Below are 17,070 nucleotides of genomic sequence, written 5' to 3' on the forward strand. Positions count from 1 at the left end.
CGCCCGGAGCCTGCTTTGCTCCGGTCCCCATTTGTTGGTTTGCTGCGAGCCGCTACGGTTTGACGGCGACCGTCTGCACATCGGCAGCCCGGTACACCGGCACCTGGATCGGCGCGCTGTTCTGCTTCGCCGGCGGCGGCTTGATCCGCGCCAGCTGCTCCATCGACAGCGCCTTGTCCGGCACCTTGTACGACTCGATCTTGGCCAGCGTGTCGGTGCTCGGCGGCAGGCCGCCGGCCAGCGTCGGCTCGGCCGGCGTCACCACATCGTCGGTACCCGGCGCGTTCTGGCCGTACAGCGCCAGGCGCAGTTCGCCCTGGCTGGCGCCGAGCATCAGCCGCGTCGTGTCCGCTTCGGCAACCGCGAGCACCGCGGTGCGCGTGCGCCGGGTCTGCGTGGTGCGATTCAGATTGGGCGTGCCGGCCTTCTTTTCGTCGTCGTCCGTCAGGCCCTCGGGCCGCTCGACCAGGCGCTCTTCATAGGCCAGCACGCGCACCTGCTTCAGCAGCACACGCGCCTGAGCGGCGGTCACATCCTTGGAATCGCGCAGATAGACCAGCACGTCGACCATGTCGCCGGGACGGACGAAACCTCCGACCGCGACCACGTCGTTGATCTCCACTGATACCGCCTGGAAGCCCGGCGGGATCGCTCGCGCCAGCAGGTTGCCCTCACCGAAATAGCGCTTGGTCACCGGGGCGCCGCCGTCGAGATCGACGATCGGCTCCTTGCCGACGACCTGGGCGACGCTGGTGTAGTAGTCGGCCGGTGCGACGCTGACTTCGACCAGCGCGACGTCGTCCTTGCCGATCGGCCGATACGCCGCCAGCGGCTTGAGTGCGACCACGGCCAGGGTCTTGGGAACCACCGGCGCGTCGGCGTTGACTGCAACTTTCGCCGGCTTCTGCGCGTTCTCGGCGTAGTTATGGCTGATGCGATACAGCACGACCGCCAGCACCAGGGTCAGGATCAGGCCGATAACCGCCATCAGCTTTGCAGCCGAACTACTCATCAGATTGCTCCCCAATCGAATCCGCGCAGGTCCATCGACCCCGCGGTTAAAGCTACCCCGAAAGCAGCGTCACGCCTACGCCAACCAGCGTGGCTGGCAGCGGCGGCACATTACCTATGCCGGGGAGGTTCAGCACTGCAAAGATAGTGGAAATCGGAAACGTGATTTGCACGACGATCGGCATACCGCCCGAATCCGCCGAAGGGCAGTAGGGGCTTGCGCCGCCGCCCGAAGCATTGCAGGGCAGCACGTCGATCACCATCTGCGACCGCTGCGACTCGGGCAGCCAGCTGAGTACGCCCTGTGCCGTGGTCTGGGCGTAGGTCTGTACCGATCCCAGGTAGGTGCTGTCCAGTGCCGGGTTGACCGCGACTGCCGACTCGGCCCCCTGCTGCGCCGCGTAATTGATCGACTCGTAAATGACGTAGACATAGGCGTAGACGAACATCGCGTAGGTCAAGGCCAGCAACAGGGGCAGCACGAAAGCGAATTCGATCGCGGTCGCCCCCGACTGCCGCTGCGGCAGTTGCTGATCCCGCCCTGGCCTACGCAATGCGTCCATGTCCTTTTATACGGTGAAAACCGCGCTTCGCGACTCGATCGAGGCTCGTAAAGCCCGTCCAGCAGACCGACTGGACTTAGGTCCCCGCGGTCGTGAGGCTGCCGCTGATTCTTTCGAACAGACCGCCGAGGTCGGTACCGACAGCCGTCAGCACGACGATAATGGCCACCGCGATCAAGCCGGCGATCAGACCGTACTCGACGGCAGTGGCGCCTTCCTGGCGGCGGGGAAGCGAGGCATAGATTTTGGTGAACATGGTGCAACTCCTTTAACGGTCGGCTGACCCCATCAGTCAGCGCCGTTACTATGCTGTCGGTGCGCAGTACGGTCAAAGCTCCCGGCTGACACAATCTGTACCGCTTATCGGACCCCTCAGGCGGCAGCGGCCAGCTTACCGGACAAACGGATCATGTCGACTTACGCCATCGGCGACCTGCAGGGATGTTACGACGAATTCCGTCAGCTGCTGGACCGGATCGCCTACACACCCACGCGCGATCGCATCCTGCTGGCCGGCGATCTGGTCAACCGCGGCCCGCAGTCACTGGCCTGCCTGCGCTTTGCACGGGATCAAGCCGGAGCGGTGCGCTGCGTGCTCGGCAATCACGATCTGCACCTGCTGGCCTGCGCCGCCGATCGCCGCCGGCTCAAGCCCGGCGACACGCTGGCCGAAATCCTCGACGCGCCCGACGCCGCCGAGTTGCTGGCCTGGCTGGCAGCGCAACCGCTGGCGCTGCATGAAGCTGAACACGATCTGCTGATGATCCACGCCGGCCTGCCGCCGCAATGGGATCTGGCGCAGACGCTGGCGCTGGCGGCCGAGGCATCCGCCGTGCTGGCCGGATCGGATCGCACCGAATTCTTCTCGCACATGTACGGCGATCAGCCGTCGATCTGGGACGACTCGCTGGTCGGCTGGGACCGCACCCGCTTCGTCATCAATTGTTTCACGCGGCTGCGCTACTGCAGCGCCGACGGGCGGCTGGCGATGAAGCCCAAGGGCGCGCCCGGCTCGCAGGCCGAGGGCCTGCTGCCCTGGTTCGCGGTGCCGGGCCGGCGCACGGCCGGCACACGCATCGTGTTTGGCCACTGGTCGACGCTGGGCCGCGTCGAATGGCCGGAGCATCGCGTCTGGGGCCTGGACACCGGCTGCGTTTGGGGCGCGAAGCTGACCGCGTTGAACCTCGACAGCGGCGAGCTGACCAGCCTGCCCTGCGCCGACCACCGCCAGCCCGGCGGCAGCGCGGACTAGTCCGGCTCGCGCTCGCTGAGCAGGAACGAGGCGATCGCCGGCACCAGCAGCAGACTGGCGAGCAGATTGGCGGCGAAGAAGAACAGCAGCAGCAGGCCGAGATCGCGCTGCAACTGCAGGCCGGCGAAACGCCAGGCGATCAGGCCGGGGACGATCGCGAGCGTGGCGATGAGCAAAGCCCTGCCGGTATCGCGCAGGCTCAGATAACAGGCCTGCTGCAGGCGCGCGCCCTCGGCCAGCGCGCGCTGCATCGCGGTATACATCCACAGCGCCGGCGCGATGCCGATGACGATCGCCAGCGGCGCGACCGGCAGGGTCAGCGCGGTCAGGCCGATGCCCGCCGCGGACATCAGCGCGTACGCCATCCACGACACCAACGCCAAAGGCAGCAGCACCGCGATCAGGGCGGCGATGTCGAAAAAGGCCAGGTAGACCACCAGCGCGACTGCCGCGTACGCGAACAGCAGCACCGGCTGCAGCTGCTGCTGCAGCTGTTCGTTGCTCGCGGCGATCGCCGCGATGCTGCCGCCGGCGATGACGAAGTTGACCGGGCAGCTCTTGCTCAAGCCGGCGAGCTTCTGCTGGAGCTTGTCGGCTTCTGCCTGGGCAGCCGCCACACTGCTGTCGCGCGCGATGTCGGCGTCACCGAGCTTCGGCTGACGCAGGCGCAGCGCGTCCATCTTCAGCCGCAGCGCGGTCTTCGCCGCCATCGCCGCGTGCCGCGTTTCGAGCTTGGTATTGCAGTACTTGGAATCGACGTCCTTGTTCGCCTCGTAATAGGCGATCGCGTTCTGACGGTTGTAGAGCTGCAGCTGATCGACGACGCGACGGATCGTCGGTGCGCGCTGATCCTGCAGCCAGACCAGCACCGCCATCGCCGAGCAGTCGGCGTTGAGCAGGCCGGTGTCCGGCGTGATTGGCGCCGTCGCCTGCGCCATCGACGAGGCCTTGCGCGGCAAGCTCCGGTAGCGCGGGTTGGATTCGGCGAACGCGGCATTCACCGCACGCGCCGCCTGCGGCAGCGAGGCGGTCGCCTGCACGCCGGCGACATTGTCCAGATGCCAGGCGAAGCGATCGATCTGATCCATCACGTCGAACTTCAGACAGGCTTCCGGATCGGTCTCGGCGATCACCCTGAGCACATCGCTGCCGCTGGAAAACTGCGCGGCCATGCTGTGCAGTTCGCGGTTGTATCGCGAATCCGCACGCAGTTCGGCGGCACCGCGCGCGCCCTCGCCGACCTGTAGACCGCGGCCCAGCCACAGCGCGCCGCCGCACAGGCCGGCCGCGATCAGGATCGCGACTGCGGCGAACCGCGGCCTGACGATATTGGATAGCAGCCGCCACAGGCCGTCGAGGCGCGCGTCGCGCCGCTGCTGTCGCGCAAGGAATGCCGATCGTTCTCCGACCCCGACGGCGCTCAGCGCAATCGGCAGCATCAGCTGGCTGGCGGCGAATGCGCCGAACAGGCCGAAGCCGGCCGCCACGGCCATTTCGCGCACGATCGCGATCGGCACCAGAGCCAAGCTCGCGACCGCGGCGAGCGCGGCGAGCAAGCCGAACGCGCTGCCGGTCGCGAGCCGGCGCCAGGCCTGCAGCGCCGCCTCGGCGGGAGTGCAGCCTGGTTGCAGCATTTCGCCGCGCCAGGCGATCACGTATTGCAGGCCGTGAGCGATCGTCACCGCGATCACCAGCAGCGGCACCAGCAGCGTCAGCGGATCGAAGCCGTAGCCACAAAGACTCAGCAACCCGTATTGCCAGATCAGCGCGACCAGCGAGGCCAGCAGCGGCAACGCCGCCAGCTTGAGACTGCCGAGCAGCAAGCACAGCAGCGCGATCACCAGCAGCAGCGTGACGCCGAAAAACAGCAGCAGGCGCTGGCTTTCTCCGAGCACCTCGGCACTGCGCGCGGCGCCGCCGCCGATCTGCAGACTGATGCCGTTGCCTTGATATTGTTTGCGAATGCCGTCGAGTTGCGCGGCGATCGCCGCCGCGTCGAGCGGCCCGTCGCGGAACTCGGCCTGCACCATCGCCGCACGCTGATCGCCGCTGACATAGCGGCCGATATAGCCACTCCTGGCGACATTGCGGCGGATCTGCGCCAGCATCGCCGGCGTCGGCGCGTAATCCGCCGGCACCACGCTGCCACCTTTGAACGCGCCATCGACGACGTCGATATAGCGCACCTGCGGCGTGACTAGCGACGACACGCGCGAGGCGTCGATGCCGGGCAATGCGGCGACGGCGGCTGTCACCGCCTTCAGCCGCGACAGGAACACCTCGTCGTAAATGTCGCCGCGCTCGCGTGTCAGCGTGATTGCCAGCGTATCGACGCCGCCGAATTCCGGCTGCAGCTGCTGCATGGCCTGCAGATACGGATGATCCAGCGACAGCGTCTTGCTCCACGACGTGCCGGATTTGATCGGCAGCATCGCCAGAGCCAGCAGCGCCGTAATCGCCAGCAGCGGGCCCATCACCAGCATGCGGCGGCCGAAGATCAGCAGCTGCAGCGCCGCCCGCCATTTTTCGCGACGCGTGTCGTTCATGGCCTGGCCGGCGCGACCAGCGCGGTGTTGATGTGATGCACGCCGTCGTCACCGACGACCACCAGGCCGCCGCTGACCGGCGCGACGCCGCACAAGGTGCCGGTCACGCCGCTCGCGATCGGCTCGGCGCGCTTGCCTGCCGCATCGACGACGAATACCGCGCCGCCGGCGCCGACCAGCACGGCGCGACCGTCCGCGAGCATCACGCCGCCATACAGTCCCGCGTCACTGCCGAGCGCGACACGGCTCCAGCGATTGCCGCGCACGTCGTCGCTGACATAGGCCTGGCCGCGCAGGCCGAAAATCAGCGCACCTTTCTTGCCGCGCGGCAGCGCACCGAACAGGCTGCCGTCGTAAGGCGATTTCAGCCGCTGCCATTTGCCCGCACTGCCGACGCCGAGCATGCCGCTTTCGCCGGCGACGAACAGGCTGCCGTCGTTGAGCCTGACGATCGCATGCAGAAACAGCTCCGGCTCGCGTATCGCCGGCGCCACGACTTCGTTCCAGCTCAGGCCGCCGTCGCGGGTCGCGTAGAGCAGCCCCACCGCGCCAGCGGCCAGCGCGTGATTCGCGTCGATGGCGACCACCGACAGGAAGGCGGTCTCCTTTTCCGGCTCGAAATTCTGCAGCATCCAGCTCTTGCCGCCGTCCTCGGTTTTCAGGATGGTCGCGTCATCACCGACGGCCCAGCCGGTCTGGTCGTCGGCGAAGCTCAGCGCCGTCAGCATCGAGCGCACCGGCACCGCGACCTGTGCCCATTTCAGGCCATCGTTGCTCGCCAGGATCTGGCCGCGATCACCGACCGTGATCAGATGCTTGCCGTTATTGATCACCGCCGAGGTGGTGCTTTGCGTGGCGCGCGGCATGATCTCCGACGGCCGCGGCATTTGCGCCGCGGCCTTGGCGGACAGCGTCAGCGCGATCAGGGCGACAGCCCGGCGCAGCAGTGGACTCATCGTGTACTCAGTTGTGTGTGGCTTCGGTCAGCCAGACCAGGCTCGCCATGCGTCCGCAGACGTGATCGCGACGGAACGAGAAGAAGCGCGCCGCATCCGTCACCGTGCACAGGCCGCCGCCGCTGATGCGCTGCACGTCGGCTCGACGCAGGCGATCGCGCGCCAGCGCGTAGATGTCGGCGTCGTACTTGTTGTCGGCAGCGGCGACGAAATGTTGAGCGGCGGTGGAGTCGATCGCGACGAAGCGCTCGCGCACCTCGGCGCCGACCTCGAAAGCCTGCGGCCCGATCGCCGGGCCAAGCCAGGCGATCAGCCGGGACGCCGGCACCGGCATTGCGGCAATCGTCGCTTCGAGTACGCCATCGACCAGCCCGCGCCAGCCGGCGTGCGCCGCGGCGACGCAGCTTCCGTCTTCGTCGCAGAACAACACCGGCAGGCAGTCGGCGGTCATCACCACGCAGACTTCGCCGGCCTTCGCCGTCCAGGCCGCATCGGCGGTATTGCAGCCAGGTGCCGGCAGCTGCAGCGCCTGCGTGCCGTGCACCTGCTCGAGCCAGCGCGGTTCGGCGGGCAAGGACAAGGCGCTGCGCAAGGCAGCGCGATTCGCTGCAACCGACGCGGCGTGGTCACCGACATGCGTCGCCAGATTGAAGCCGGCGTAAGCACCCTGCCCGACACCGCCGATACGCGTGGTCTGCACCGCGCGCACCCGCGACGGCGCCGGCCAGTCCGGAATCAGCAAGGACGCGTCACCGAGCACGAGCGTACGTGCCGCTGATTTTCAGCGGCGGCGCGGCGGACCACCCCGGCCGCCGCCGGGACGACCACCGCGGCCACCGCCGCCGCCGGGCCGGCCGTGATGTCGCGGCGGACGCGGGCCGCGGATGAAGTCCGTCGGCATCCACTCGTCCGGCACCTGTTCCACCGGGATGCGGTTGCCGATGTACTTCTCGATGTCCGGCAGCGAGTACACATAGGTTTCGCAGCACAGCGAGATCGCGTCGCCGCTTTCGCCGGCGCGCGCGGTGCGGCCAATGCGATGCACGTAGTCTTCCGCGTCCTGCGGCAGGTCGTAGTTGATGACGTGCGTGACCGCCGGAATATGCAGGCCGCGCGCGGCAACGTCGGTGGCGACCAGGATCGGCAGGCGGCCTTCCTTGAAGTCCTCGAGCAGCTTCATGCGCTTGTTCTGCGGCACGTCGCCGGAGATCGTGGCGACTTCAAAGCCGTTGGCGCGCAGCGTGGTTTCCACGTCCTCGGCGTCGCGCTTGGTGTTGATGAACACCAGCGTGCGCAGCGGGTCGTGATGGCGCAGCAGCGCGACCAGCATCGGCAGCTTGTCGTCGTTGGCGACGTGGATCAGCGACTGGCGCACGCGATCGGCGGTGGCGCGCTCCGGCGCGACCTCGATCTTGGTCGGGCTGTTCATGTGCTCGTAGGCGAGCTCGAGCACGCGCTGGCTCAAGGTCGCCGAGAACAGATAGTTCTTGCGCGCGGCCGCCTCCGGCATGCGGCGGAACAGGTAGCGGATGTCGGCGATGAAGCCGAGATCGAACATGCGGTCGGCTTCGTCCAGCACGACGACTTCGATGTGCTTGAGCGTGTAGATGTCCTGCTTGTAATAGTCGATCAGCCGGCCCGGCGTGCCGATCAGGATGTCGATGCCGTCGGTGATGGCCTGGCGCTGCGATTCGTAGCCGGTGCCGCCGTAGCACACCGCCATGCGCAGGCCGGTGTCGCTGCCCAGCTTCATCGCATCCGCATGGATCTGGATCGCCAGCTCGCGCGTCGGCGCCAGCATGAAGGCGCGCGGCTGGCCGTCCGGGCCGGTTCGCGGATCGGTCAGCAGCTTGTGCATCGTCGCCAGCAGGAAGGCCGCGGATTTGCCGGTGCCGGTCTGCGCCTGGCCGGCGATGTCCTGGCCAGCCAGCGCCAGCGGCAAGGTCTGCGCCTGGATCGGCGTGCAGTAGTCGTATCCCATCTTGGCCAGGCTCGACAGCAGCAGCGGATGCAGGCCCAGAGACTGGAAACTGACGTCGGAAAGGTGGTTCGGTAGCATGCGCTCTCTATTTTTTGTTTAAGTGCCGCGCAGCCCTGAAAGCCCGCTGGCGATTCCCTGCACAATACGACGGCTCGCCGATCGCCACTTGCAAGGCAGCAGGGAATGGGATCAAATAACGGCATCCCGTTCTGCGTTCATCGGCCCGAAAGCCCTATTCGGACACAGTTTCGGTGCGCGTCAGTTCCCCGAAAATCGAATCATAACAATCGTCGTGTGTTCCTGCGCGACGGTGCAGCTGCCGCAGTGCTTGATCTGCGTCTGACCGACCCCAGACTCATATCCCTGCCGCTCCAGCTCCCCCATAGCCAGCTAACGCGGTCCCCAGGCGGTTTCCGTCTTTCCGACGAGGTCCAACCCATGAGCGAACATATCTCACCCGTTACCGATGCTTCCTTCGACCAGGACGTACTCAAGTCCGACGTGCCGGTGCTCGTCGACTTCTGGGCGGAATGGTGCGGCCCCTGCCGCATGATCGCGCCGATCCTCGAGCAGGTTGCGGCCGAGCAGGCGGGCAAGCTCAAGGTGGTCAAGCTCAACGTCGATGAAAACCCGGGCACGCCGCCGCAGTTCGGCATCCGCGGCATTCCGACCCTGATCCTGTTCAAGGACGGCAAGCCGGCGGCGACCCAGGTCGGTGCTGTGCACAAAGCCCAGCTGGCCGCCTTCGTCACTCCTCATTTGAACGTCGCGTAAGTACATAAAGCATGATGAAACACCGCCGCCGGCACTCCAACGGCTCAAACAACAACCGAGCCGGCATGCCCAAAGACGGCGGCCAGGACGGCCTGCCGATGGACCTCGACGAGGAGGCCGAAGAGGCCGCCCAGAACGCCGGGGCACCGGTGATGGTCGCGTTGCAGACCGAGCCCTTCGACTCCGAGTCCTCCAGCTCCGGCGGCGGTGGCAACACCGCCTACCAGAGTGACGAGGGCAACGGTGAAGGCCGCAACGGCAACGTCGGCGGTGATCGCGCTGCCAATGCAGCGGCCAACGGCGGCGGTGAACGTCAGCACAACGGGCGTCACCAGAACAACAACGGCCAGCGCGGCGGGCAGCAGCAGCCAACGCAGCAACAGCCGCAGCAGCCTCAGGTTCCGCTGGAACCGCCGAAGCTGGTCTACATCCCCGAACTGAAGAAGATGACCGCGGCGGCGCTGCTGGAACTGGCCGAAAGCCAGGGCCTGGAGAACATCGCCCGCGTTCGCAAGCAGGATCTGGTGTTCACGATCCTGCGCGCCGCCGCCAAGCGCGGCGACCACATCATGGCCGACGGCGTGCTCGAGATCATGCAGGACGGCTACGGCTTCCTGCGCGGCCCCGACGCCAGCTACCTCGCCGGCCCGGACGACGTCTACCTGTCGCCGTCGCAGATCCGCCGCTTCTCGCTGCGCACCGGCGACTCGATCGCCGGGCGTGTGCGCAGCCCCAAGGACAACGAGCGCTATTTCGCGCTGCTCAAGGTCGACACGATCAACTTCGAGCCGCCCGAGGTCAGCAAGCGCAAGGTCTCGTTCGAGAACCTGACGCCGCTGTTCGCCGACGACCAGTTCAAGATGGAGCGCGGCAACGGCACCACCGAGGACATCACCGCGCGCGTGATCGACATCGTCGCGCCGTTCGGCAAGGGCCAGCGCGGCCTGCTGGTGGCGCCGCCCAAGGCCGGCAAGACGATCATGCTGCAGAACATCGCGCAGTCGATCGGCGCGAACTATCCGGACGTCTACCTGATCGTGCTGCTGATCGACGAGCGCCCGGAAGAAGTCACCGACATGCAGCGCACCGTGCGCGGCGAAGTCGTCGCCTCGACCTTCGACGAGCCGGCGACGCGTCACGTGCAGGTCGCGGAAATGGTCATCGAGAAAGCCAAGCGCCTGGTCGAGCACAAGCGCGACGTGGTGATCCTGCTGGACTCGCTGACGCGCCTGGCCCGCGCCTACAACACCGTTGCGCCGTCGTCGGGCAAGGTGCTGTCGGGCGGTGTCGACGCCAACGCGCTGCAGAAGCCGAAGCGCTTCTTCGGCGCCGCGCGCAACATCGAGGAAGGCGGCTCGCTGACGATCATCGCCACCGCGCTGGTGGAAACCGGCTCGAAGATGGACGAAGTGATTTACGAGGAGTTCAAGGGCACCGGCAACATGGAACTGCACCTTGAGCGCCGCATCGCCGAGAAGCGCACCTTCCCGGCGATCAACATCAACCGCTCCGGCACGCGCAAGGAAGAGTTGATGGTCAACGAGAAGGATCTGAACAAGATCTGGATCCTGCGCAAGCTGCTGCATTCGATGGACGAGCTGGCGGCGATGGAGCTGCTGATCGACCGCATGAAGCAGAGCAAGACCAACGAGGCGTTCTTCGATTCGATGAAGCGCAACTAAAGGTTTCGCTCGCGGCACCCGTAGGAGCGGACCCTGTCCGCGATTGAGTCTTCAACGGCACAATCGCGGACAGGGTCCGCTCCTACATCGTTTGCGGCACCGACCGAAGCGCCCGCCGCCGCAGGCGATCCGGCGACTACACCGCAGCGTCGCCAGGCGCTAGATTGTCGCCATCCTCTATGGAGTCGATCGCATGAGCGCCCACGACCCGCACTACAGCGTCAGCATCACCCGCCGCGACATCCATTTCGATCAGCAGACGATCCCGCGCCACTGGTTCGGCGGCGACGTGCATCGCACCCGGCTGTTCGACGCGATGTCGCTGATGTTCCCCGAAGGCGAGCGCTTCTTCATCGAAAGCGTGCGCCACTATCGCGAGCGCATCGCCGGCGACGAGACGCTCAACGCCGAGGTGCGCGCCTTCATCGGCCAGGAAGCGATGCACTCGCGCGAGCACGCGGCCTACAACGCGCGGCTCGCGCAGCAGAACGTCGGCGCCGCGGAGCTGGAAGCCGAGGCGCTGAGCAACCTGAATCTGGCACGCGAAAAAGCCTCGCCGGCGCAGCGCCTGGCGATGACCTTGTGCCTGGAACATTTCACCGCGATGCTGGCCAACGAGGTGCTGTCGCAGCGCGACCTGTTTGCAAACGCCGATGCGGAAATGGCGCGGATGTGGCGCTGGCATGCACTGGAAGAAACCGAGCACAAGGCGGTGGCTTTCGACGTGTTCCGCCGTGTGTTCGGCGAAGGCTGGCGGCCTTACCTGCTGCGCAGCTGGATCATGCTCAGCGTGTCGTTCTACTTCACCGTGCACGTGTGGAGTTTTCTGATCCGACTGGTACGACGCGACGGCCATGGCAGCGACTGGCGCGGCTGGCTGCGTCTGCTGGGCTTCATGTTCGGCAGACCCGGGCCTTTCCGCAAAGTGTTCCCGGCCTGGTTCGCCTGGTTCAAGCCGGGCTTTCATCCCTGGCAGCACGACAACCGCGAGCTGCTGGAGCCGCTACGCGGCGAATACGCCGCGTAGCTTCGACCCATTAGAACTGGTAGCGCACGTAAGCCTGCGCAAAATCGCGGTCGCGGTAGACGTTGGTGTAGCCGCCACCCCAGAACCACGAGTAGCCCACCGTGAACGACAGCGCGTCGCGGTAGCGTGTCTCCACGGTCAGCTGAGCCTGCTTGCGATCCTCGACGAAGTTCTCCGCCGGCCCCGGCGCGGTGCCGTTGACGTCGTGGCCGAACAGGATGAAAGGCGACAGGCTGATGCCCGGCAGCACGCTTTCGTACTTGATGATCGCGATCAGGCGATAGCCCCAGGAAAACTTGTCGACCAGGTCGTCGAGGTTGGCCTGGTGAGGATTGAAGCGCGCGCCGTCGGGGCCGACCGAGCAGGTCGGGTTGGTCGAGCAGGCCTGCTTGGAGCCGTCGGCACCGCTGCCGTCGGCGCCGGCGGACGCGTGGTAGTACACGCCCGGTGATTCGATCTGCAGCCGGTCGTAGGACGGCAGGCCCGGCACATGCGTCGCGCCGACTTCGCCGACGATCTGGATCTGGTCCGCGCCGATCCAGTTTTCGGTGCCGCTGAGCACGCGCGTAACGCCAAGGTTGTACTGCAGCACGTCGAAGCGCTCGTAGCCGCGGATGTAGCTGTTCGGCGCGGTCTCGCCCAGAGTGCCGCCGCGATACGGCACAACGAAGCTCGGGAACGAGCGCGCCGAGCCCGGCGCGGCGCCGACGATCAGGTTGATCGTGTCCGGGAACGGGTTGTTGCCATTGGCGTCGAGGAAGTCGCTGCTTCCATAGGTGATCAGGTTGCCAGTGGAGTCGGTACCGCGACCGCCGGTGGTGCCGGCGCAGTTCAGGCTCTCGTCGTGGCAGCGCGTCAGCGTCGGGCCGGCGGCGGCGAATTCCAGATCGGTGATCGCGACCTGCAGCGGCAGGTTCGGCCGATACGCGACTTCACCCTGGAACGAGTAGTCGCCATAGGCGGTGTTGAAGCTCCAGCCGTAGAGCTGGATGTCCTCCGGATATTCGAAGAACACGCGGCCGCTATCCAGCGGCACCGCATCCGACAGCGGCTGATCGGGGTTGGGCACGACCGCCGCCAGCAGGCCGCCGAGATTGGTACCGAAGTCGGCGAGCGCACCCGGCTTCTGCACTAGCAGGATGCCGGCCTGACTCAGCACCTGCGACAGCGACTGCGCGTTGTACGCCGGCAGGTTGCCGCAGTCGCGGAAGAACTCCAGCGTGTTGTGCGCGTCGTTGCCGTAAGGATTGCCTTCGCGGCGCGCGCAGCTGGCGTCGGTGGCCTTGAAGCTGACGTAGGGCAAGCGCGAGTGGTAGTTCATGAAATAGAACCCGAACTCGGTGCCGCTGTTGATGTTCTCGGCGTAGTACTTCAGCGAAAAGCCGTACTGGCCGCCATTGGACGGCTCGCGGTCCGGGTCGCGCTGCGCGCGCGTGCTGGTCGGCGTGATCAGCGCCAGCGGCGAATCCAGCGGCGTGCCGAGGCCGGCGACATCGTCGGCCGAGCCGCCGAAGCTGAGATTGGCGTAGTCGCGTGCGTAGTTGGTGCCGAGGTCGGCGAACGACATATAGCTGCCCGGCGCCGGCGCTTCCAGCGGCCGCCACTCGAACTGGTAGAACACTTCGTACTGGATGTTGGCGAAGGCGTCGCCGGAGAACGTGACCATGCCGACCGGCTGGAACACCTGGTCGAGCTGCATGCCGGTGCGGTACAGGTTGTTCGCGTTCGGCGGGTTGATGTTGTTGAGGCTGTTGACCACCAGCGTGGTGCTCTCGCCCCAGTTCAGGTTCTGGCGGCCGATTTTCCAGTTGACTTCCTTGTCGTTCCACAACGGAAATTTGCCGAAGACGTTGATGTCCATCAGCTGGAAGTCGGTGCCGACCTGGCGCAGGATCTCGCCGTCGCTGCGCTTGATCTTCTCGCGGCCGCCGGCGCCGTAGACGCGGCTGAAATAGCGGTTGGCTTCGCGATCACCGGTGATGCCGACGCTGCCGACATTGTCGGGTGTGATGATGTTGGGCCGCGTTTCCATGAAGTCGTTGTTGACGAAGTCATAGAAATACAGCCAGCGCGCGAACAGGCCGTATTCGCCCCAGTGCAGCGTCAGATCCTGGGCCGCCATCGCCACGGCCTGGGTCAGGTCGTGCTTGTCGTAATTGAGGTCGCCGTCGTCGGCGCGCATGCCGCTGGCGCCGGGCGCGGCGACGAGTTTCTGCGACGGAAAGATCTGGTCGCGGAACACCGCCTGGCAGCTCTGGTAGTTGACGCCGTTGACGACGCCGCAGACGTTCGGATCGAGATTGGATTTGCCGATCAGGTCGTTGGCCTGGCTCTCCATGCGCATCTGCGCACCGAACGTCAGGTTGGTGTTCAGGGTGCCGCTGATGTCGCCGAAGTTGACTTCCAGCGCGCGCACCGGTGCCGACGCGAGCAGCGTCGCGGCAATAAAAAAATATCCCAGACGCAGTCTGGCCCCAAACGCCGTCGATGCAATGCCGACCATGGCTTCTCCCCTTCGCGATTCAAGATTCTAGTGCCGACAACAGGCAGGCCGGCTTGACTGTAGAGACTGAACGACGCGGCGTTGCAGTCCATCCCACCGGATGCCGCCGCGAGTTTCAGCGATGCAAGGCGCGATGCCCGATGTCGCGCCGGAACTGCATGCCATCCCAGCTGATCCTGTCGATGGCCGCATAGGCTTTGCTGCTCGCCGCCGCGAGTGTGTCGCCGCTGGCGACCACGCACAACACGCGTCCACCCGATGTCACGACCGCGTCACCGCTCTGCGCCGTGCCGGCCTGGAACACCTTGGCGCCGGACAGGTCCGCATCGAGGCCGTGGATCGCGTCGCCCTTCTTCACCTCGGCCGGATAACCCGCGGCCGCGAGCACCACGCCGATCGCCGGCTGCGCGCTCCACTGCACGCTGATCCGCGGCAGGCGCTGTTCGAGCGCCGCGTCGAGCAGTTCCAGCAGATCGCTTTCCATACGGAACAGAATCGGCTGCGTCTCGGGATCCCCCATGCGCGTATTGAACTCCAGCACCTTGATGCCGCCGCGTGTATCGATCATCAGGCCGGCATACAGAAAGCCGGTGAACGGCCGGCCCTCGGCCTGCATCGCGCGCAGCGTCGGCTCGATCACCTCGCGGCAGACGCGCTCGTGGATCGCCGGCGTCACCACCGGTGCCGGCGAATACGCGCCCATGCCGCCGGTGTTGGGGCCGAGGTCGCCGTCGAAGATGCGCTTGTGATCCTGCGACGTCGCCAGTGCGACATAGTCGGTGCCGCCGGCGACGACGATGAAGCTCGCCTCCTCGCCGTCGAGAAAATCCTCGACGACGACCCGCGCGCCGGCCTTGCCAAGCAGACTGCCGCCGAGCATGTCGCGCGCCGCGGCCTGGGCCTCGGCGACGCTGGTGGCGACGACCACGCCCTTGCCGGCGGCCAGGCCATCGGCCTTGATCACGATGGGCGCGCCGCGCTCGTCGATATACGCCAGTGCCGCGTCGAGTTCGTTGAATACGCGGTACTGCGCCGTCGGGATTTTGTGGCGCGCGAGAAAGTCCTTGGAAAAGGCCTTCGACGACTCCAGCTGTGCGGCCTCGCGCGTCGGCCCGAAGATACGCAAACCGGCTTCTTCGAATGCGTCGACCACGCCCAGCGACAGCGGCACTTCGGGGCCGACCACGGTCAGCGCCACCGACTCGCGGCGCGCCAGTTCGACCAGGCCGGCGATGTCGTCGACCGCGACGGCGACGTTGCGACAGCGCGGTTCGGACGCGGTGCCCGGATTGCCCGGCGCCACCACCACCTCGGCAACACGCGGCGATGCGGCCAGCTTCCAGGCCAGCGCGTGCTCACGCCCGCCGCTACCGATCACCAGAATTTTCTTGTCCCTGCGAATCATGCGATCTCCTCGGGCTTTTGCTCCTTCCCCCGCTTGCGGGGGAAGGTCGGGATGGGGGCCTGCACAGGTTAGCGCCGCGACTTCCGCTCCACCCTGGCTCTCCCCCGCTCGCGGGGGAGGGAATCTATCAATCGCTAGCGGTTGCGCCGCGAGTCCTTGCGACGGTCTTCGACGCCCGGCGGCGGGCCGACGTCGGCCTTGCGGCGATCGCCGCGCTCGCCTTCGCGGCGCTCGAAACGCCGGTGCTTCTTCGGCTCCTGCTGACCGGCCTTGGCGCCGCCCGACAGGAACAGCGTGTAGACCAGATAAACGAGCAGCGCCGCACCCAGTGCGTACAGCGCCATCTCTGCGAACATCGTCAACATCGGCAGTCTCTCCCAGATCGCGCGATTATGCGGCCAAAGGCAAGACTTCGGACACCACGCCGGCCTCGCGTATCATGCCGGCTCACCCGAATCCCACCGCCGCCGGTGCTCTACGCATGAGTTCAGCCCTGTTCGAATCCCGCATCGACAGCCTGCCGCGGATCCACCGCGGCAAGGTCCGCGACATCTACGCCGTCGGCGACTCGCACATGCTGATCGTCACCAGCGACCGGCTGTCCGCGTTCGACGTGATCCTGCCCCAACCCATCCCCGGCAAGGGCGCGGTGCTGCAGGCACTGACCGAATTCTGGATGCAGCGCTTCGCCAGCCTGCTGCCGAACCAGATGGCGCCGCAGATGCGCCTGGAAGACCGGCTGACACCGGACGAGATCGCGCAGTGCTCGGGGCGCGCCGTGATCGTGCGCAAGCTCAAGGCGATCCCGGTGGAGTGCGTCGCGCGCGGCTATCTGATCGGCTCCGGCTGGAAGGACTACAAGGCCAGCGGCAAGGTCTGCGGCATCGCGCTGCCGGCCGGGCTGCAGATCGCCGACCAGCTGCCGGAGCCGATCTTCACGCCGGCCGACAAGGCGCCGGTCGGCAGCCACGACGAGAACATCGACTTTGCCGAAGTGACGCGCCGCCTCGGCAGCGAGCTGGCCAACCAGCTGCGCGACGTGACGCTGCAAATCTACAAAGAGGCATCCGAATACGCCCGCGCGCGCGGCATCATCATCGCCGACACCAAGTTCGAATTCGGCCTGGACGAAAACGGCAAGCTGCATCTGATCGACGAAGTGCTGACGCCGGATTCCTCGCGCTTCTGGCCGGCCAGCACCTATCGCCCTGGCATCAGCCCGCCGAGCTTCGACAAGCAGATCGTCCGCGATTACCTGGAAACGCTGGACTGGAACAAGACCGCGCCCGGCCCGCAGCTGCCGGCCGACATCATCGAGCGCACCGGCGCGACCTATCGCGAAGCACAGCGGCTGCTGACCACGACATAAG

Annotated in this window: 15 protein-coding genes; 5 read left to right on the forward strand and 10 right to left on the reverse strand. The window is 66.4% G+C overall.

Annotated elements, in window-relative coordinates:
* Positions 1-52 precede the first annotated feature (52 nt).
* From cpaB to ACQZF9_RS15180, 3 genes are all read right to left on the reverse strand, one after another.
* Entirely contained in the window at positions 53-1,012 is a 960-nt protein-coding gene (gene cpaB, locus ACQZF9_RS15170) for a Flp pilus assembly protein CpaB (RefSeq protein WP_428309802.1), read from the reverse strand.
* A 52-nt stretch (positions 1,013-1,064) separates the two neighbouring features.
* On the reverse strand, positions 1,065-1,574 hold the full coding sequence (locus ACQZF9_RS15175) for a TadE/TadG family type IV pilus assembly protein (RefSeq protein ID WP_428309803.1): 510 nt from the start codon (positions 1,572-1,574) through the stop codon (positions 1,065-1,067).
* A 76-nt stretch (positions 1,575-1,650) separates the two neighbouring features.
* Positions 1,651-1,830, reverse strand: coding sequence for a Flp family type IVb pilin (locus ACQZF9_RS15180; RefSeq protein ID WP_428309804.1), 180 nt, complete (start codon positions 1,828-1,830; stop codon positions 1,651-1,653).
* 153 nt (positions 1,831-1,983) lie between these two features.
* Between ACQZF9_RS15180 and ACQZF9_RS15185 the strand changes: the two genes are divergently transcribed.
* Positions 1,984-2,826: a symmetrical bis(5'-nucleosyl)-tetraphosphatase gene (locus ACQZF9_RS15185; protein ID WP_428309805.1), complete on the forward strand. Its 843-nt coding sequence runs from the start codon at positions 1,984-1,986 to the stop codon at positions 2,824-2,826.
* Here the strand turns inward: ACQZF9_RS15185 and ACQZF9_RS15190 are convergent.
* From ACQZF9_RS15190 to ACQZF9_RS15205, 4 genes are read right to left on the reverse strand one after another with little or no spacing between them, the layout of a single operon-like run.
* The gene (locus ACQZF9_RS15190) at positions 2,823-5,372 is read right to left on the reverse strand and encodes an efflux RND transporter permease subunit (protein ID WP_428309806.1); all 2,550 of its coding nucleotides are present in this window, start codon (positions 5,370-5,372) and stop codon (positions 2,823-2,825) included. The two genes, ACQZF9_RS15185 and ACQZF9_RS15190, sit on opposite strands and share 4 nt — an antisense overlap.
* Positions 5,369-6,328: a WD40/YVTN/BNR-like repeat-containing protein gene (locus ACQZF9_RS15195; RefSeq protein ID WP_428309807.1), complete on the reverse strand. Its 960-nt coding sequence runs from the start codon at positions 6,326-6,328 to the stop codon at positions 5,369-5,371. The genes ACQZF9_RS15190 and ACQZF9_RS15195 overlap by 4 nt, the downstream gene beginning before the upstream one ends.
* Positions 6,329-6,335: 7 nt before the next feature.
* Positions 6,336-7,088, reverse strand: a complete 753-nt coding sequence (pgeF, locus tag ACQZF9_RS15200) for a peptidoglycan editing factor PgeF (protein WP_428309808.1) — start codon at positions 7,086-7,088, stop codon at positions 6,336-6,338.
* Between the two features lie 21 nt (positions 7,089-7,109).
* Positions 7,110-8,387 carry a DEAD/DEAH box helicase gene (locus ACQZF9_RS15205; protein ID WP_428309809.1) on the reverse strand — a complete coding sequence of 426 codons (1,278 nt, stop codon included), beginning with the start codon at positions 8,385-8,387 and terminating at the stop codon, positions 7,110-7,112.
* 360 nt (positions 8,388-8,747) lie between these two features.
* On the opposite strand from ACQZF9_RS15205, the gene trxA reads away from it, so the two are divergent.
* The 3 genes from trxA to ACQZF9_RS15220 all read left to right on the forward strand — a co-directional run bounded on the left by trxA (position 8,748) and on the right by ACQZF9_RS15220 (position 11,792).
* Positions 8,748-9,083 (forward strand): thioredoxin TrxA, encoded by a 336-nt coding sequence (gene trxA / locus ACQZF9_RS15210; RefSeq protein WP_428309810.1) that lies wholly within the window; start codon positions 8,748-8,750, stop codon positions 9,081-9,083.
* Positions 9,084-9,529: 446 nt separating this feature from the next.
* Positions 9,530-10,765, forward strand: coding sequence for a transcription termination factor Rho (rho, locus tag ACQZF9_RS15215; RefSeq protein WP_428313440.1), 1,236 nt, complete (start codon positions 9,530-9,532; stop codon positions 10,763-10,765).
* A 193-nt stretch (positions 10,766-10,958) separates the two neighbouring features.
* Positions 10,959-11,792 carry a metal-dependent hydrolase gene (locus ACQZF9_RS15220; protein WP_428309811.1) on the forward strand — a complete coding sequence of 278 codons (834 nt, stop codon included), beginning with the start codon at positions 10,959-10,961 and terminating at the stop codon, positions 11,790-11,792.
* A gap of 10 nt (positions 11,793-11,802) precedes the next feature.
* Here the strand turns inward: ACQZF9_RS15220 and ACQZF9_RS15225 are convergent, their stop codons facing one another.
* The 3 genes from ACQZF9_RS15225 to ACQZF9_RS15235 form a co-directional block, all read right to left on the reverse strand.
* Entirely contained in the window at positions 11,803-14,295 is a 2,493-nt protein-coding gene (locus ACQZF9_RS15225; protein ID WP_428309812.1) for a DUF1302 domain-containing protein, read from the reverse strand.
* Between the two features lie 115 nt (positions 14,296-14,410).
* A complete protein-coding gene (gene purD, locus ACQZF9_RS15230; protein ID WP_428309813.1) occupies positions 14,411-15,700 on the reverse strand; it encodes a phosphoribosylamine--glycine ligase in 1,290 nt (429 codons plus the stop codon).
* 134 nt (positions 15,701-15,834) lie between these two features.
* Complete coding sequence (locus ACQZF9_RS15235) at positions 15,835-16,065, reverse strand: hypothetical protein (protein WP_428309814.1); 231 nt, start codon at positions 16,063-16,065, stop codon at positions 15,835-15,837.
* Between the two features lie 116 nt (positions 16,066-16,181).
* On the opposite strand from ACQZF9_RS15235, the gene ACQZF9_RS15240 reads away from it, so the two are divergent.
* Entirely contained in the window at positions 16,182-17,069 is an 888-nt protein-coding gene (locus ACQZF9_RS15240) for a phosphoribosylaminoimidazolesuccinocarboxamide synthase (RefSeq protein WP_428309815.1), read from the forward strand.
* Position 17,070: the final 1 nt, after the last annotated feature.

Origin of the sequence: Hydrocarboniphaga sp. (assembly GCF_965279055.1) — a bacterium.
GTDB lineage: Bacteria > Pseudomonadota > Gammaproteobacteria > Nevskiales > Nevskiaceae > Hydrocarboniphaga.

What these genes read in the sequence shown, in the direction of transcription:
- cpaB (WP_428309802.1), bottom strand. Translation starts at nt 1,012, where the DNA reads ATGAGTAGTTCGGCTGCAAAGCTGATGGCGGTTATCGGCCTGATCCTG.
- ACQZF9_RS15175 (WP_428309803.1), bottom strand. Translation starts at nt 1,574, where the DNA reads ATGGACGCATTGCGTAGGCCAGGGCGGGATCAGCAACTGCCGCAGCGG.
- ACQZF9_RS15180 (WP_428309804.1), bottom strand. Translation starts at nt 1,830, where the DNA reads ATGTTCACCAAAATCTATGCCTCGCTTCCCCGCCGCCAGGAAGGCGCC.
- ACQZF9_RS15185 (WP_428309805.1), top strand. Translation starts at nt 1,984, where the DNA reads ATGTCGACTTACGCCATCGGCGACCTGCAGGGATGTTACGACGAATTC.
- ACQZF9_RS15190 (WP_428309806.1), bottom strand. Translation starts at nt 5,372, where the DNA reads ATGAACGACACGCGTCGCGAAAAATGGCGGGCGGCGCTGCAGCTGCTG.
- ACQZF9_RS15195 (WP_428309807.1), bottom strand. Translation starts at nt 6,328, where the DNA reads ATGAGTCCACTGCTGCGCCGGGCTGTCGCCCTGATCGCGCTGACGCTG.
- ACQZF9_RS15205 (WP_428309809.1), bottom strand. Translation starts at nt 8,387, where the DNA reads ATGCTACCGAACCACCTTTCCGACGTCAGTTTCCAGTCTCTGGGCCTG.
- trxA (WP_428309810.1), top strand. Translation starts at nt 8,748, where the DNA reads ATGAGCGAACATATCTCACCCGTTACCGATGCTTCCTTCGACCAGGAC.
- rho (WP_428313440.1), top strand. Translation starts at nt 9,530, where the DNA reads ATGACCGCGGCGGCGCTGCTGGAACTGGCCGAAAGCCAGGGCCTGGAG.
- ACQZF9_RS15220 (WP_428309811.1), top strand. Translation starts at nt 10,959, where the DNA reads ATGAGCGCCCACGACCCGCACTACAGCGTCAGCATCACCCGCCGCGAC.
- ACQZF9_RS15225 (WP_428309812.1), bottom strand. Translation starts at nt 14,295, where the DNA reads ATGGTCGGCATTGCATCGACGGCGTTTGGGGCCAGACTGCGTCTGGGA.
- purD (WP_428309813.1), bottom strand. Translation starts at nt 15,700, where the DNA reads ATGATTCGCAGGGACAAGAAAATTCTGGTGATCGGTAGCGGCGGGCGT.
- ACQZF9_RS15235 (WP_428309814.1), bottom strand. Translation starts at nt 16,065, where the DNA reads ATGTTGACGATGTTCGCAGAGATGGCGCTGTACGCACTGGGTGCGGCG.
- ACQZF9_RS15240 (WP_428309815.1), top strand. Translation starts at nt 16,182, where the DNA reads ATGAGTTCAGCCCTGTTCGAATCCCGCATCGACAGCCTGCCGCGGATC.